Source organism: Kitasatospora sp. NEAU-CNBT7 (genome assembly GCF_057220535.1).
In genome coordinates this window covers 45,559-61,066 of sequence record NZ_JBXQQB010000039.1, presented here as the reverse complement: position 1 = coordinate 61,066, position 15,508 = coordinate 45,559, and the positions used below count along the sequence as shown (strand labels likewise).

The 15,508-nt window shown below is 74.3% G+C and carries 11 protein-coding genes; 6 read left to right on the top strand and 5 right to left on the bottom strand.

Annotated features, from left to right (window positions below):
• Positions 1 to 85: 85 nt before the first annotated feature.
• On the top strand, positions 86 to 1,423 hold the full coding sequence (locus AC2TEW_RS33580) for a helix-turn-helix domain-containing protein (protein WP_484627049.1): 1,338 nt from the start codon (positions 86 to 88) through the stop codon (positions 1,421 to 1,423).
• 16 nt (positions 1,424 to 1,439) lie between these two features.
• On the opposite strand, the gene AC2TEW_RS33575 is transcribed toward AC2TEW_RS33580, so the two are convergent.
• Entirely contained in the window at positions 1,440 to 1,940 is a 501-nt protein-coding gene (locus AC2TEW_RS33575) for an SsgA family sporulation/cell division regulator (protein ID WP_484627048.1), read from the bottom strand.
• 269 nt (positions 1,941 to 2,209) lie between these two features.
• On the opposite strand from AC2TEW_RS33575, the gene AC2TEW_RS33570 reads away from it, so the two are divergent.
• On the top strand, positions 2,210 to 3,262 hold the full coding sequence (locus AC2TEW_RS33570; protein ID WP_484627047.1) for a hypothetical protein: 1,053 nt from the start codon (positions 2,210 to 2,212) through the stop codon (positions 3,260 to 3,262).
• A 40-nt stretch (positions 3,263 to 3,302) separates the two neighbouring features.
• Here AC2TEW_RS33570 and pepN read toward each other — a convergent pair whose 3' ends face one another.
• Positions 3,303 to 5,798: an aminopeptidase N gene (gene pepN / locus AC2TEW_RS33565; protein ID WP_484627046.1), complete on the bottom strand. Its 2,496-nt coding sequence runs from the start codon at positions 5,796 to 5,798 to the stop codon at positions 3,303 to 3,305.
• A gap of 175 nt (positions 5,799 to 5,973) precedes the next feature.
• Between pepN and AC2TEW_RS33560 the strand changes: the two genes are divergently transcribed.
• The 3 genes from AC2TEW_RS33560 (at position 5,974) to thrS (ending at position 9,223) form a co-directional block, all read left to right on the top strand.
• On the top strand, positions 5,974 to 7,125 hold the full coding sequence (locus tag AC2TEW_RS33560; RefSeq protein ID WP_484627069.1) for a TerD family protein: 1,152 nt from the start codon (positions 5,974 to 5,976) through the stop codon (positions 7,123 to 7,125).
• A 97-nt stretch (positions 7,126 to 7,222) separates the two neighbouring features.
• Positions 7,223 to 7,807 (top strand): Uma2 family endonuclease, encoded by a 585-nt coding sequence (locus tag AC2TEW_RS33555; protein WP_484627045.1) that lies wholly within the window; start codon positions 7,223 to 7,225, stop codon positions 7,805 to 7,807.
• 156 nt (positions 7,808 to 7,963) lie between these two features.
• Positions 7,964 to 9,223: a threonine--tRNA ligase gene (gene thrS, locus AC2TEW_RS33550; protein WP_484627044.1), complete on the top strand. Its 1,260-nt coding sequence runs from the start codon at positions 7,964 to 7,966 to the stop codon at positions 9,221 to 9,223.
• Positions 9,224 to 9,362: 139 nt separating this feature from the next.
• Here thrS and AC2TEW_RS33545 read toward each other — a convergent pair whose 3' ends face one another.
• A complete protein-coding gene (locus AC2TEW_RS33545; RefSeq protein ID WP_033820173.1) occupies positions 9,363 to 10,292 on the bottom strand; it encodes a proline dehydrogenase family protein in 930 nt (309 codons plus the stop codon).
• An 88-nt stretch (positions 10,293 to 10,380) separates the two neighbouring features.
• Positions 10,381 to 12,009 carry an L-glutamate gamma-semialdehyde dehydrogenase gene (gene pruA, locus AC2TEW_RS33540; protein ID WP_484627043.1) on the bottom strand — a complete coding sequence of 543 codons (1,629 nt, stop codon included), beginning with the start codon at positions 12,007 to 12,009 and terminating at the stop codon, positions 10,381 to 10,383.
• 155 nt (positions 12,010 to 12,164) lie between these two features.
• Here pruA and AC2TEW_RS33535 point away from each other — a divergent pair, with 155 nt between their 5' ends.
• Entirely contained in the window at positions 12,165 to 13,778 is a 1,614-nt protein-coding gene (locus AC2TEW_RS33535) for a PucR family transcriptional regulator (protein ID WP_484627042.1), read from the top strand.
• Positions 13,779 to 13,821: 43 nt separating this feature from the next.
• On the opposite strand, the gene AC2TEW_RS33530 is transcribed toward AC2TEW_RS33535, so the two are convergent.
• The gene (locus AC2TEW_RS33530; protein WP_484627041.1) at positions 13,822 to 15,303 is read right to left on the bottom strand and encodes an alkaline phosphatase PhoX; all 1,482 of its coding nucleotides are present in this window, start codon (positions 15,301 to 15,303) and stop codon (positions 13,822 to 13,824) included.
• Between the last annotated feature and the right edge of the window lie 205 nt (positions 15,304 to 15,508).

Sequence of the window (15,508 nt, the reverse complement as noted above, 5' to 3'; positions counted from 1 at the left end):
GACCTCACCCGCCATGTCCCGGCCAGTCGGCCGTACCCTGTGAGCCAGAGACTGCGGCTCGATCAGTTCGATCAGGGGGACCGAAGTGCACCGGAGCCACCGGCCCGCCCGCGGCCACCGCCCCCAGGCCGGCGCCGCCGCACTGACCCGCGCCTACGACCGCGCCATGAGCGGCGAACCGGTCACCGACGCACCGCCGCAGGACGACCAGCGGCCCGAGATCGGCGACTCCTGGGCCCGGCTGCGCCGCCTCGGCCTCGACCCCGAACTCGGCCGCAACGCCCGCCGGATCGACGCCGCCGAACTGGAGCACCGGCGCCGCGACAACGGCCTCGACCAGGTGCTCCCGGTCCTGCGCGGCTCACTGATCACCCCCGACGCCGGCACCCCGCTGCTGCTCGCCATCACCGACCCCGAGGGCCACGTGCTCTGGCTGGAGGGCAGCCGCCCGCTGCTGCGCAGCGCCGGCACCATCGGCTTCGAACACGGCGCCCGCTGGTCCGAGGACGAGGTCGGCACCAACGGCATCGGCCTGACCGCCCGGACCGGCCGCGCCACCCAGGTCCACTCCGCCGAGCACTACCTGCGCAGCCACCACGCCTGGACCTGCGTGGCCGCGCCGGTCCGCGACCCGCGCACCGGCCGGCTGGCCGGGGTGATCGACCTCAGCGGCCCGGCCCACTCCAGCACCCCGTACCTGCTCCAGCTCACCGTCACCGCCGCCCGGCTGGCCGAGACCGAACTGCGCGCCCGGCACCTGGAGTCGCTGCACCGGCTGCGGACGGTGGCGGCCCCGCTGCTGGCCCGGTTCACCGGACCGGCGCTGGTGGTGGACGGCGCCGGCTGGACCGCCGCCGCCAGCGGCATGCCGGACCTGCCCCGGCTGCAGCCGCCCGCCGACGGCTGGGCCGGCGCCGACCGGCATCGGCTGCCCGGCCTCGGCGAGTGCGCGGTCGAACCGCTGGCCGACGGCTGGCTGGTCCGCCCGCTCGCCGGACCTCCCACCGCCCCCGCCGACCAGGCCGAGGGGACCAGGGTCCGGCTCGACCTGACCCGGGCCGAGCAGCCGCAGCTGTGGGTCTCCGGCGCCGCCGGCGGCTGGTCGTACGGGCCGAGCCCGCGCCACGCCGAACTGCTGCTGCTGCTCGCCGTCCACCGGGAGGGCCTGAGCGCCGCCCAGTTGGCGCAGGCGCTGTTCGGCGACCGGAGCCGGACCGTCACCGTCCGGGCCGAACTCTCCCGGCTCCGCCGCCACCTGGGCGGCCTGCTGGAGCACCGCCCGTACCGGCTCGCCGGGTCGGCGCTGGTCTCGGTGCACGCGCCCGCCGAACCGTACGACCTGCTGCCGGGCTCCACCGCCCCGGCCGTCCGGGAGTTGCGGGCCGCCCTGGCCGCGGGCACCGTCGTCCTGCCGGCCCGCTGAACCCGGTCCGGGCGGCTCAGTTGCCGGCCAGCAGGGCGGCGAGCTGCTCGTCGGTGGGGCCGAGAGCGGCCTCCGCCTCCGCCGAGACACAGGCGTAGGTGCGGTCCAGCCAGGCCTTCACCCGCGGCTTGGACGCCTCCAGCAGCGCGCTGCCGTGCGGGGAGTCCAGCGCGAGGTGCAGCGTGGAACCGTGGCAGGGGCAGTACGCCGGCCAGAGTTTGATGTCGCCCTGGCCGCTGAGCGACGCCAGTCCGTCGCGCAGCAGCTCACGGGAGAAGACCCAGTCCGCCTCGTCGGGACGTCCCAGGTGGAAGGTGAGCCGCACCTCGAACGGGCGCTCGGCCTCGTAGCGGAACCTGGTGCGCACCTCACCCACCAGGTCCTGGTCCAGCGCGATCCGCAGTGTCAGGACCTCCTCCACCACCGGTGGAACGGCGGCGATCCGGCCCGGTTCGCCGCCCGTGGGGGTGGCGGCGAGCGGCTGGTTCGAGGAGGCGGACAGCGGGTCGCGCGGCATAGACGGTCTCTCCGGGGCGGCTGGGTTAGAGGCCAGCGTGCGGTACCGGACGGCGGACGGCAAGAGTTGCAACGGGGTTGCAGTCCCGGCCCGGGCCGCCGTTCCGACGCTCCGTCAACTCACGCGCACCACAGGTCACTAGAATGGGCGCAGCGAGCGTAACTGGTGCGCCTCGAGGGCTGGCGGACGGTGTGCGGGCCGCTGATATTCTCAGGGCCCCGCCGCAGCTGCCGGCGCCCGTGCGAGGCGGAGAGGGAGGAGTGACGGTGGTGCTCCGCGAGAGTGGCACGGCCCCGCGGCCGGTCCGCCGGCACGGCCGGCCGAAACCCCTGGGCGGCCGCTTCCGGCTGCCGACACTCAGGTTCTCCGGGGCCGCGATGGCGATGTCGACCGTGGTCGGGATCAGCCTGCTCACCACCTGGCTCCTCAACGAGCAGCAACAGGTGGGCCGCCAGCCCCGGATGTCGGTCGGCGCCAGCCCGCCGGTCCCCAGCCCGGACGCCGCCACCCCGGCCCCCGCCGAGGCCGCCGCACCCGGTACCCCCGGCCCCGCCCCGGCCCCCGTCACCACGACGGCCGCCACCGCCCTGCCCGGGGCCCGCCAGGGCGCCGGCAGCACCGCCCGGCCGGTGACGGTACGGCCCACCGGCACCCCGTCCACCCCGGCCGGCCGGGACACCGCCGACCCCGGCACCGGCCCCGATGCCGCCCTGGCCGAGGCCTCCCCGGGCGCCTCCCCCGACAGCACCCGGCCGGGCGGCGGCAGCGCGCAGCCGTCCCCCGGACCGACCGGGCTCGCGCCCGACCACGCGCTGCGCGGCACCGCCGAGGTCACCCCGCTCGGCCGCTCGGGCACCCGGCACACGGTGGCCCTGACCGTCGCCGAGCCGCTGACCGCCCTGCAGGTGGAGCTGCGGCTGTCCCGGCCCGACGTGCTGCCCGGCACCGTGCCGTGGAGCGATCTGCCGGGCGCGGTCGCCACCGTCGCGCTCGACCACGACAGCCTGGTCTACCGGTTCACCCTGCCGCCCGGCGTCGACGTCGCACCGGGCCGGTACAGCTTCACCGTGACCGGCGCCGCCCTCCCGGCGGCCGTCCTGCCCGGCCCGGTCCTGCCCGTCCCGGTGCCGTCCGGCGCCGCCCGCAGCGCCGATCCGCGCACCATGACCGTCCTGCCGCCGAGCGTCCTGCCGCCGACCGACCGGCCCACCGCGACCGTCCCGCCGACCGCCGGACCGGCCGCGGAGAGCTGGAGCGCCTCCGCCTTCGCCCTGCGGCAGCCGCGCGCGGTCACCGCCCGCGGCACCTTCGACGCCTACTGATCCGGGCCGGTGGCGGGCCCGGCGGCCCGCCACCCTCCGGTCAGCCGGCGGCCGCGGCGCGGACCCGGACGGCCCGGCGCAGGTCGTCCAGCTCGTCCGCCAGCGCCCGGCGCAGGCCCGGGGTCGGCTCCGGCCGGGCCAGGCAGTCCTCGGCCGCCGCGACCACCTCGGGCGTCGCCCACTCGCGCGGGAACAGCGCGTGCCCGAGGACGGCCGCCACCCGGTCGCCGCGCTCCCCCACCGCCGGGACGGCCTCGAAGTAGCGCCGCACATAGGCCTCCTGGAGCTCCGGCGGACCGGACCGCCAGAAGCCCTCCGCGGTCGCGGCCAGCAGCCGGTTGGAGAGTCCGTCGCCGAACAGCGCGGCCCAGGCCCGTTCCTTGGCCGTCGGATCCGGCAGCGCGGCCCGCGCCCGGGCGGCGCCCTGTTCGGCGATGTCGCTGCGGTCGCGGTCCAGTTCGGCCTCGATCGCGGCCTCGTCCGCCGCGCCCTTCGCGGCCAGCGTGGCCAGCGCCGACCAGCGCAGGTCCGGGCTGAGGGCCAGGCCCTCGGGCAGCCGGGCGCCGTCCAGCCAGGACCGCAGCCGGGCCAGGTCGGCCGGCGAGTCGGCGCTCTCCACCACCCCGCGCAGGGCGGCCAGCCGCAGGCCGTGGCCGGCGTCGGGCCGGGTCAGCAGGGCCTCGGCGGCGCCGCCGAGCACCGCCAGCGCGGCCGGGCGCCCGGCGGGCGGCAGGTAGCGGCCGACCGCGTCGGTACGGGCGAAGGCGAGCACCGCCTCGACGGCGGCGACCGCGGTCTCGGCCGGCAGGTGCCCGGCCACCAGGCGCAGGTACGCGCCGGGTGCCAGCTCGCCGTCGCGGACCAGGTCGCGGGCGTGTTCCCAGAGCACCGCGCGGGTCAGAGCGTCGTCGATGCCGGAGAGCGAACCGGTGACCGTGCGCCAGGAGTCCCGGTCCAGCCGGATCTTGGTCCAGCTGAGGTCGCCGTCGTTGGGCAGCAGCAGGGCGGGACGGGCGGCGCCGGCCAGCCCCGGCACCTCGGTCCGGCCGCCGGGGGCCACGTCGAGGAGGATGCTCGCGCGCCGGACGACGGCCGGCCCGGCCAGGTCGTACACCCCGAGCCGGATCCGGTGCGGCCGGGTGCCCTCGTTGACCACCGCGGCGCCGGCCACCCGGTCGCCCTCGGACCGGACCTCGACCCGCAGGGTGTCCACGCCGCTGGTGCGCAGCCAGGCGTCGGCCCACGCCCGGACGTCCCGGCCGCCGGCCTCGGCCAGCGCGGCCAGGAAGTCGGCGAGCTCGGCGTTGCCGAAGGCGTGCTCGGCGAAGTAGGCGTTGATCCCCGCGAAGAAGGCCTCGTCGCCGAGCCAGGCCACCAGCTGGCGCAGCGCCGAGGCGCCCTTGGCGTACGAGATGCCGTCGAAGTTGCCCATCGCCTCGGCGACGCTGCCGGTGCCGTTGCCGGCCACCGGGTGGGTGGAGCCGCGCTGGTCGGCGTCGTAGCCCCAGCCCTTGCGGCGGGCGGCGAAGCCGGTCCAGGCGTCGGTGAAGCGGGTGGACTCGGCGGCGACCCGGTAGCCGAGCATCTCGGCGAAGGACTCGTTCAGCCACAGGTCGTCCCACCAGCGCATGGTGACCAGGTCGCCGAACCACATGTGGGCCATCTCGTGGCAGACGATCATCGCGCGCAGCTCGCGGTCCGCGTCGGTCGGCGCAGAGCGGAACAGCAGTTCGTCGCGGAACACCACGCAGCCGGGGTTCTCCATCGCGCCCCAGTTGAACTCGGGGACGAAGGCCTGGTGGTACTGGCCGAACGGGTAGCGCCGGTCGAACAGCCGGTGCAGCCGGTCCAGCGAGTTGCGGGTCACCTCGAACAGCTCCCCGGCCTCCCGGTCCAGCTCCGCGGCGAGCGAGCGGCGGGCGTGCAGGGCGAGCCCGATGCCGTCGTGCTCGGCGTACACCGAGTGCAGCGGTCCGGCGACCACGGTGACCAGGTAGGTGCTGACCGGCTCGGTCGGCCGGAACTCCCAGCGGCCGTCGCGGGCCTCGGCGAGCGCGCCGTTGGCGACCACCTGCCAGTCGGCGGGGGCGGTGACGGTCACCGTGAACGGGGCCTTCAGGTCGGGCTGGTCGAAGCAGGCGAACAGCCGGGGCGCGAGATCGGGGCCGAGGGTGGCGTAGACGTAGCCGGCGCCGTCCGCCGGGTCGGTGAAGCGGTGCAGGCCCTCACCGGTGTTCGAGTAGCCCAGCTCGGCCTCGACCAGCAGCTCGTTCTCGGCCGCGAGGCCGGTCAGCCGGATCCGGTCGCCCTCGAACGCGGCCGGATCCAGCGGGCGGCCGTTCAGCCGGGCCGTGCGCAGCTCGGCCGCGGCCAGGTCGACGAAGGTGTCGGCGCCGGGCTCGGCGCAGCCGAACCGGATCACGGTGGTGCTGCCGAAGACCTGCTCACCCCGGGTCAGGTCGAGCTCGACGGTGTAGGAGCGGATGTCCAGCAGACGGGCACGCAGGAGCGCCTCGGAGCGTTGTAGGGCTGACATTCCTGCATGCTGTCCCAGCGTGCCCGGGCGGGACAAGTCGTTCCGCTTCCAGCCGGGTCACGGCATGTCAGGACACCCGGGTGGTTAGGGTGGGGGCGGCCCGCGACCGGGCCGCGCCGGCCGTTGCCCCGCCGGTGACGCCGAGCCGTCGAGGAGGATCATCGTGACCACGGTCCTGACCCAGGGCGGCAACGCGCCGCTCGCCGCCACCCGGGTGACGGTCGAGGTGACGGCGCCCAAGGCGCTCGACGTCTCCGGCCTGCTGGTGACCGAGGCGGGCAAGGTCCGCTCGGACGCGGACTTCGTCTTCTTCAACGCACCGAACGGCCCCGGCGTCACGCACCGCCCGGCCGCCGGCGGCAAGCCCGACGCCATCACGGTCGACACCTCCGCGGTCCCGGCCGGCATCGCCAAGGTGGTCGTCACGGCCAGCCTGGACGAGGCCGGCACCACCTTCGCCGGCACCGAGCCGACCGCGACCCTGCGCGACACCGCCACCGGCCGGGTGCTCGCCACCTTCACCCCGCCCCGGCTCGGCCCGGAGACCGCCCTGGTGGTGGTCGAGGTGTACCGGCGCGGCAGCGAGTGGAAGGTCCGCGCGGTCGGCCAGGGCTACGCGAACGGCCTGGCCGGGATCGCCACCGACTTCGGGGTCAGCGTCGAGGACTCCCCCGCCCCGGCCGCCGCGGCCGCGGCGCCGTCCGGGCCGGCCGGTGCGCCGCCGCGGCCGAGCGGCCCGCCGTCGGTCGGCAAGGTGACCCTCGACAAGGGCAAGGTCAACCTGGTCAAGGGCGGCTCGGTCTCGCTGGAGAAAGGCGGCAAGCCCTTCCTGTCCTCGGTCCGGATGGGCCTCGGCTGGGAGCCGGCCGGCGCCGGCCGCAACATCGACCTGGACGCCTCCTGCATCGCCTTCGACGCCCAGCGCAAGAAGATCGAGACCGCCTGGTTCATGAAGCTGTCGATCTTCGACGGGGCGATCGCGCACTCCGGCGACAACCTGACCGGCGAGGGCGCGGGCGACGACGAGTCGATCACCGTCCACCTGGAGGGCCTGCCCGCCGAGGTCTGCGGCCTGGTCTTCGTGGTCAACTCCTTCTCCGGCCAGAAGTTCACCGACATCAAGAACGCCTACTGCCGCCTGGTCGACGCCGGCAGCGGCCAGGAACTGGTCCGCTTCGAACTCGCCCAGTCCGAGCCGCACACCGGCGTCGCGATGTGCAAGCTGGTCCGGCAGTTCTCCGGCGAGTGGGTCATGACCGCCCTCGGCGAGTACGTGGACGCCAAGACCGCCCGCAGCATGGTCAAGCCCGCCGCCGCCATGCTCTGACCCGGCCCGGCCGCAAACCTGTCCGGCGCCACCCCTTCGAGCGAACCCCGGTCGTACCCGGTCCATCGGCGCCGCCCTGCTCCGTAGCGTGACGCCCATGGCACATCGGCAAGACGCCCAGGACCCTCCCACGCAGGAAGACCTCTTGCTGGGGGGCTTCCTGGGCCTGCGCTCCCCCGAGGGCCTGCGGGCCGAGCTCATCGAGGGCGAGGTCACGGTGGCACACCCCGCGGACGGGGACCACGAGGACTGCGTCAGCCATCTGGTCAAGCAGGTCATCCGCAAGTCCGCGGTCGACATGAGCGTCTCCGGCCGCAAGGGCCTCAGACTTGTCAGCGGCGGCCTCTGCCCGAAGAACCACGTCGTCCCCGACGCCACCTTCGCGCCGGAGGATCTCGGGCTCTTCCGGGGCGCCCCGCCCTGGATGGAACCCGCCGGGGTGGCGATGGTCGCCGAGGTCACCTCGAGCCGTCCCGACCAGGACCGGATCGCCAAGCGGCACTGCTACGCCCGCGCCGCCATCCCGCTGTACCTCCTGGTCGACCGGGAGAAGGCGCAGGTGAGCCTGTTCTCCCAGCCGTTGCGGGACGAGTACACCGTGGTCCACCTCGCCCCGTTCGGGGGGCCGTTGGGGTTGCCGGAGCCGTTCGGGTTCGAGTTGGACACCAAGCCGTTCCTGTGAGGGCGGCGGAAAAGGCCCGGCGGCCCGCGCCGGGGCTCTGCTAGCGTGAAAGGCATGAAGCGCGCTGCTGCCATCACGACGACGCCGGAGAGTGTCCCGGCGCGCTGACAGCTGTCTCTGTCCGAAGCCCCGGGGCGAGTGCCCCGGGGCTTCGCCGTGCGGTCACTCGCCTCGCTCCCCCGCGAGGAGTCCACGATGCACGACCACCGCAAGCTCGGCCGCGAGCTGGACCTGTTCGACACCGACCCGCTGATCGGCGCCGGTCTGCCGTACTGGCTGCCGGACGGCGCGGCCGTCCGGCACGCGCTGGAGGAGTACGTCCGCGGCGCCGAGCGCCGGGCCGGCTACCGGCACGTGTACTCGCCGGTGCTGGGCAAGCGGGAGCTGTACGAGCTCTCCGGGCACTGGTCGCACTACAGCGAGGACATGTTCCCGCCGATGGACCTCGGCGCCGAGCAGGTGGTGCTGCGGCCGAGCCTGTGTCCGCACCATGCGCTGATCTACCGCTCCCGCTCCCGTAGTTACCGCGAACTACCCCTGCGGATGGCCGAGTTGGGCGGCATGTACCGCAGCGAGCGGTCGGGGGTGCTGGGCGGGCTGACCCGGGTCCGCTCGATCCAGCTGAACGACGCGCACGTCTTCTGCACCCTGGAGCAGGCCGCGGACGAGGCGCTGGCGGCGCTGGAGCTGATCCGCCGCGCGTACGAGGCGCTCGGCATCCGCCCGGCCCGCTACCGGCTGTCCCTGCCGGGCGGGGGCGGGAAGTACGTCGCCGACCCGGCGCTGTGGGAGCGGGCGACCGCGCTGCTGGTCGAGGTGCTGGAGCGGGCGGGTGTGGCGTACGAGGCGGCGCCGGGGGAGGCGGCCTTCTACGGGCCCAAGATCGACGTGCAGATCGCCGATCCGGCGGGCCGGGAGGCCACCCTGTCGACCGTTCAGATCGACTTCCACCAGCCGGAGCGGTTCGACCTGCACTACATCGGGCCGGACGGCGGCAGGTACCGGCCGGTGATGGTGCACCGCAGTGTGATCGGCAGCGTGGAGCGGGCGGTCGCGCACCTGATCGAGGTGCACGGCGGTGCGTTCCCGGCCTGGCTGGCGCCCGTCCAGCTGGTGGTGCTGCCGATCTCCGAGGCCGAACTGCCGTACGCCGAGGAGTTGGTGGCCCGCGGCCTGGACCTGGGGCTGCGCGCAGAGCTGGCCGCGCCGTACCGCGGTTCGCTCGGTGCCCGGATCCGCGAGGCCCGGCTCGTCCCGTACCAGGCGGTGATCGGCCCCCGGGAGGCGGCGGCCGGGCAGGTCGCGCTGCGGCTGCGGGACGGCCGCCGCCCGGACCCGCTCCCCGCCGCCGAGGCTCTGGCCCGGATCGGCGCCCTGGCCGCGGCGCACCGCACCGACCTGTGGGACCGGCCCTGACCGAGCCCTGATCAGCCCTGACCGGCGCCTGAAAGTGCCCCGACCGGCGACTGACCGGCGACTGACCGGGCGGAACGCCGAAGGGACCGGTGCACCGAGGTGCACCGGTCCCGCCGTGCGGCGCCGGGGCGCCGCCGGATCAGCCCCGGGTGGCCATCGCCCGCAGGAAGAAGGTCAGGTTGGCCGGGCGCTCCGCGAGGCGCCGCATGAAGTATCCGTACCACTCCTGCCCGTACGGCAGGTAGACCCGCATGGTGTTGCCGGCCTCGGCGAGCCGCAGCTGCTCCTCCGGGCGGATGCCGAACAGCATCTGGTACTCGAAGCTGTCGCGGGCGCGCCCGTTCCACTCGGCCAGCTGGCCGGCGATCTTGATCATGTTGGGGTCGTGCGAGGCGATCATCGGGTAGCCCTCGCCCGCCATCAGGACCTTGAGCGCCCGGACGTACGCCAGGTCGACCTCGTGCTTGCCCTGGAAGGCGACCGACTCGGGCTCCTTGTAGGCGCCCTTGCACAGCCGGACCCGGGAGCCGGCCGCCGCGAACTCGCGGCAGTCGGCCTCGGTGCGCCGCAGGTAGGCCTGGAGCACCACGCCGAGCCACGGGAAGTCCGCGCGCAGCTCGCGGGCGATGGCGAGGGTGGAGTCGGTGGTGGTGTGGTCCTCCATGTCCAGGGTGACCGTGGTGCCGACGGCCGCCGCCGCCTCGCAGATCCGCCGGGCGTTCTCCAGCGCGATCTTCTCGCCGTCCACCGGCAGGAACTGGCCGACCGCGGACAGCTTCACCGAGACCTCGGCGTCGGCCGCGAGGCCGGTCTCCCCGAGCGCGGCGAGCAGGTGCTCGTACGCCTCGGCGGTGCCGGCCGCCTGGTCGGCGTCCTTGGTGTCCTCGCCGAGGTGGTCGAGCGTCACCTTGCGGCCGGTGGCGACCAGTTCGTCGGTGGCGGAGATGCCCTGGTCGAGCAGCTCGCCGGCGACGAAGCGCTCGACTATGGCGTGGGTGGGCGGGAACTTCTCGACCAGGGTGCGCACCTGCGGGGAGCGGGACGCGGCGAGGAGGGCGGAACGGAGCATCGGTACTCCTGGAGACCGTTCAGACGTTCGACGAAGGAGAGGGGGTGGGCCGGCGGCTGAGGGTGGGCCGCCGGCCCGGGGCGGGAGGTCAGCCCATGTGCGGGTAGCGGTAGTCCGTCGGCGGGACGAACGTCTCCTTGATGGACCTGGTCGAGGTCCACCGCATCAGGTTCTGCTTGGCACCGGCCTTGTCGTTGGTGCCGGAGGCCCGGCCGCCGCCGAAGGGCTGCTGGCCGACGACGGCGCCGGTCGGCTTGTCGTTGATGTAGAAGTTGCCGGCCGCGTGGCGCAGCACCTGCATGGCGTGCTCGATCGCCGCCCGGTCCTGGGCGATGATCGCGCCGGTCAGGCCGTAGCTGGAGACGGACTCCATCTGGGCCAGCATCTCGTCGTACTTCTCGTCCTCGTACACGTGCACGGCGAGGATCGGGCCGAAGTACTCGTCGCGGAAGTACTCGCTCGCCGGGTCCTCGCAGACCAGCACGGTCGGGCGGATGAAGTAGCCGACCGAGTCGTCGTAGCTGCCGCCGGCCAGGATCTGGACCTTCGGGTCGGCCTTGGCGCGGTCGATGGCGGCCTTGTTCTTGGCGAACGAGCGGTCGTCGATGACGGCGCTCATGAAGTTCGACAGGTCGGTGACGTCGCCCATGGTGAGCCACTCGACCTCGTCGCGGAAGTCGTCCTTGATCTCGGCCCAGATCGAGGCCGGGACGTAGGCGCGGGACAGCGCCGAGCACTTCTGGCCCTGGAACTCGAAGGCACCGCGGGTCATCGCGGTCTTCAGCACGGCCCGGTCCGCGGACGGGTGGGCGACCAGGAAGTCCTTGCCGCCGGTCTCGCCGACGATCCGCGGGTAGGTGCGGTAGCCGGCGATGTTGTTGCCGACCTCGCGCCACAGGTGCTGGAAGGTGGCGGTGGAGCCGGTGAAGTGGATGCCCGCCAGGTCCGGGTGGGCGAGCGCGACCTCGGAGACGGCCAGGCCGTCACCGGTGACCATGTTGATGACGCCCTTGGGCAGGCCGGCCGCCTCCAGCAGCTGCATCAGCAGGTGCGCGGAGTACTGCTGGGTCGGGGACGGCTTCCACAGCACCACGTTGCCCATCAGCGCCGGGGCGGTGGGCAGGTTGCCCGCGATGGCGGTGAAGTTGAAGGGCGTGATCGCGTAGACGAAGCCCTCCAGCGCGCGGTGGTCGCTGCGGTTCCACACGCCGTCCGAGGAGACCGGCTGCTCGGCGATGATCTGGCGGGCGAAGTGCACGTTGAAGCGCAGGAAGTCGATCAGCTCGCAGGAGGAGTCGATCTCCGCCTGCTGGGCCGTCTTCGACTGGTTGAGCATGGTGGCGGCGGCCAGCGTCTCACGCCAGGGGCCGGCCAGCAGGTCCGCGGCCTTGAGGAAGATCGCGGCCCGCGAGTCGAAGGAGAGCGCCTGCCAGGCCGGGGCGGCGGCCAGGGCAGCGTCAATGGCGTCACGCGCGTCGTCCTGGGTGGCGTTGCGCAGCGTGCCGAGCCGTGCCGCGTGGTTGTGCGGCTGAACAACGTGGATCTCCGAGCCGCCGCCCATCCGGCGCTCCCCGTTGATCGTCATGGTCAGCTGGATCGGCTCCTGGCCGCCCAGCTCCTTCAGCTTGGCCTCCAGGCGGGCCCGTTCCGGGCTGCCGGGGGCGTAGCTGCGGACCGGCTCGTTCACCGGCGCGGGGACCTGGGTCACAGCATCCATGGTGGCGCGCTCTCCTTCGAGTCGTGGGCGGGGAGCCGACGCGGGTCACACGGCGGCCATGGACGAACGCTAAACCCGTGGACGGGGGCACTTGATTGGCCTGGCGGCTAAAGTCATCCGGACGGAGTTGTCCGACCGGATGAAGGGAGCGCCCGATGACCGCGCCCGCCCCCGCCGGCGGCATCCCGCTGCGCCGTCTGCTGATGTCGCTGGGCGAACCGCTGGTCGAACTGCAGGCCGCCCCCGCCGGGCTGGACGTGCCGGTGCTGGACGTGGCGATCCTCGACCCGGAGGACGCCGCCACCGCCGCCCCGGGCGAGCTGGTGCTGGCGATCGGCGCGCGCGGCCGGGCCGCGCTGCCCGCGCTGCGGGCCGCCGGACGGGCCGGGGCGGCGGCCGTGGCGGTCAAGCTGGACGCGCCGGGCCAGGCGGACGCGCTGCGCGAGGCGGCCACCGAGGCGGGCGTGGCGCTGCTGTCGGTCCGCCGGGAGACCCGCTGGGAGCACCTGGACTCGCTGGCCCGGGCGATCATCGCCGGGCCGGACGCACCCATCCCGTCCGAGCCCGACGCGGGCGACCTCTTCTCGCTGGCCCAGACCGTCGCGGTGCTGACCGGCGGCATCGTCTCGATCGAGGACACCTCCAGCCGGGTGCTCGCCTACTCCCGCTCCTCGGACACCGACGAGGTGGACGACCTGCGGCGGCTGTCCATCCTGGGCTGGCAGGGCCCCGAGCCGTACCTGTCCAAGCTGCGCGAGTGGGGCGTGTTCCAGCACCTGCGCGGCTCGGACACCGTCATCGAGATCGACGCCCACCCGGAGCTCGGCATCCGCCGCCGGCTGGCGATCGGGATCCGGGCGGGCGCGCAGCCGCTCGGCACCATCTGGGTGCAGGAGGGGGCGCGGCCGCTGGCGCCGCTCGCCGAGCAGGCCCTGGTGGGGGCGGCCCGGGTGGCGGCGGCCCAGCTGATCCGGCGCCGGCGCGAGCTGTCGGCGGACGTCCGGCTCACCCGGACCCTGCTCACCGGCCTGCTGGAGGGCTCCACCGGCCCGCAGTCGCTCGCCACCCACCTGGGCCTCGGCCTGCGCCGCCCCGCCACCGTGCTGGCGTACGCGGCCGGGCAGGGCCCCGACCGGGAGCTGACCCGGGCCGAGGTGACCGGCCTGATCTCGGTGCACACCGCGGCCCGGCACCGCGGCGCGCAGCTCGCCCCGATCGAGGACCGGGTGTACGTGCTGCTGCCCGAACTGCCGCCCGCCCTGCCGATGGCGACCCTGCGCAGCTGGGCGCAGGAGGTGGTGGCGGCGGCCCGCGAGCACCTCGGCGTGGAGCTGCGGGCGGCGATCGGCCCGACCGTCGACGGTCTGGCGGCGGTCCCCGAGTCCCGGGCGCAGGCCGACCGGATCCTGGACGCGATGGGCCGCGGCGGGGTCGACCTGGAGGTGGCGGCGCTGCGTGACGTCCAGGCCGAGGTGCTGGTCAGCGAGGTGCTGGCGCTGCTGCAGGAGCGCGGCGGACTGCGCGACCCGCGGCTGACCGAGCTGGCCGAGTACGACCGGCGGCACGGCACCCGGCTGGCCGAGTCGGTGCTGGCCTGGCTGGACGCGCTGGGCGAGGTCCGGGTGGCCGCCGACGCCCTGCACATCCACCCCAACACGCTGCGCTACCGGGTCCGCCGGGCCGAGCAGTTGACCGGGATCGACCTGGCGCAGCCGCAGCAGCGGCTGCTGGCGATGCTGCAACTGCGGCTGCCCGCCGAGGACGCCTGACGGGTCCTCGGCGGGCAGCCGCCGGAGCCTGGCCGGTACGGGCTCAGTAGTCGTAGCCGTGGCCGCGGCGGTGCTGCAGCCGCCACCACGGGCCGGTGATCGCGACCATGATGCCGGGGACCTGGATGTTGGCGAACAGCGTCTCGCCGTCGTCCGAGAAGGTCACCCCGGTGAACTCGCTGAACTCGGGCTTCTCGGCGGTGCCGATGTTCAGGTCGTTGCGGGCGATCGGGTAGGTCCGGCCGTCCTCGGTGGTGCCGAACAGGTGCGACTGGCCCTCGCCGTCCTCGGCGATGACCAGGCCGCCGTACGGGGAGACGGTGATGTTGTCCGGGCCGTCGAAGTTGCCGTGGTCGCCCATCACGTCGGTGTTGAGGCCGAGCAGCACCTTGAGGGTGATGGTGCGGCGGGCCGGGTTGTAGAACCAGACCTGGCCGTCGTGCTGTACCGGGCTCTCGGTGCGGGCGAAGCTGGAGACGAAGTAGAAGCCGCCGTCACCCCACCACATGCCCTCCAGCTTGCGGGCGCGGGTGACCTGGCCGTCGGTGAACTGCTTGCGCACGGAGACCGTCTGCGCGTCCCGGTCCGGGACGTTCACCCAGTCCACGCCGTAGGTGGTGCCGACCTTGACGGCCCGGGAGAGGTCGTCGATGAAGGTGCCGTGCGAGTCGAAGACCTTGAAGGCCTCCAGCTTGCCCGCGTCGGCGGCCAGGGTGCGCAGCTTGCCCTTGCCGTGGCGGAAGCCGGCCGGCGGGGTCCAGCGGAACAGCAGGCCGTTCGGGTTGGAGGCGTCCTCGGTCAGGTAGAGGTGGCCGCGCTTCTGGTCCACCACGACCGCCTCGTGGGCGTAGCGGCCCAGCGCCTTGATCGGCCGCGGGTCGCGGTTGGCCGCCTGGTCGTACGGGTCGACCTCGAAGATGTAGCCGTGGTCCTTGGTGAAGCCGTTCTTGCCGGCCTTGTCCTCGGTCTCCTCGCCGGACAGCCAGGTGCCCCACGGGGTGGCGCCGCCGGCGCAGTTGGTGGCGGTGCCGGCGATGCCGACCCACTCGGTGACCTTCTTGCCGCCCTGGCGGACCTCGACCACGGTGCAACCGCCGGCCGCGCCCGGGTCGTAGACGTGGCCCTCCAGCAGCGGCACCGGGTGCGGCCAGCTGCTGCGCGCACCGGCCAGCTCGTGGTTGTTGACCAGCAGGGTGCCGCCGTGCTTGCCGGGGAAGGCGGCGGTGCCGTCGTGGTTGCTCGGGGTGGACTCGCCGGTGACCAGCTTGGTCTTCCCGGTGTAGGTGATGACCTGGTACTTGAAGCCGTGCGGCAGGGCCAGGATGCCGGCCGGGTCCTTGATCAGCTCGCCGTAGCCGGTGGCCCGGCGGGCGGCCTCGACCGACTCGGCCGCCGGGGCCTCGCCGCCGCTCGGCGCGGCGATCGCGCCGGGCGCGGTGGCCAGCACCTCGGCGCTGCCGGCCACCAGCACGCCGGCGCCGAGGAGGGTGGAACGGTTGACGAAGTCCCGACGGGACAGCGGCATATCGGTCACTCCTGTGGGATGGCCGCCGCCGGGTACCCGGTGCGCGGCTGAGGGGTCTTCGGCGGAGACCGCCGACGCCCAGCAGGCTGGGCCCGCGGGGTGAACCGCGGGTGAATCCGACACTGCGTCAGTGTGGTGATTTGCCAACCGTATGCAGACCCATGACCATCCCTTTACCGCTGCCGCCCGGACGGGTACGCTCCCG

Excerpts from the sequence above, each read along its gene's own strand:
- AC2TEW_RS33555 (WP_484627045.1), top strand. The coding sequence starts at position 7,223 with ATGGCACATCGGCAAGACGCCCAGGACCCTCCCACGCAGGAAGACCTC.
- AC2TEW_RS33535 (WP_484627042.1), top strand. The coding sequence starts at position 12,165 with ATGACCGCGCCCGCCCCCGCCGGCGGCATCCCGCTGCGCCGTCTGCTG.
- AC2TEW_RS33545 (WP_033820173.1), bottom strand. The coding sequence starts at position 10,292 with ATGCTCCGTTCCGCCCTCCTCGCCGCGTCCCGCTCCCCGCAGGTGCGC.
- pepN (WP_484627046.1), bottom strand. The coding sequence starts at position 5,798 with ATGTCAGCCCTACAACGCTCCGAGGCGCTCCTGCGTGCCCGTCTGCTG.
- AC2TEW_RS33575 (WP_484627048.1), bottom strand. The coding sequence starts at position 1,940 with ATGCCGCGCGACCCGCTGTCCGCCTCCTCGAACCAGCCGCTCGCCGCC.
- AC2TEW_RS33530 (WP_484627041.1), bottom strand. The coding sequence starts at position 15,303 with ATGCCGCTGTCCCGTCGGGACTTCGTCAACCGTTCCACCCTCCTCGGC.
- pruA (WP_484627043.1), bottom strand. The coding sequence starts at position 12,009 with ATGGATGCTGTGACCCAGGTCCCCGCGCCGGTGAACGAGCCGGTCCGC.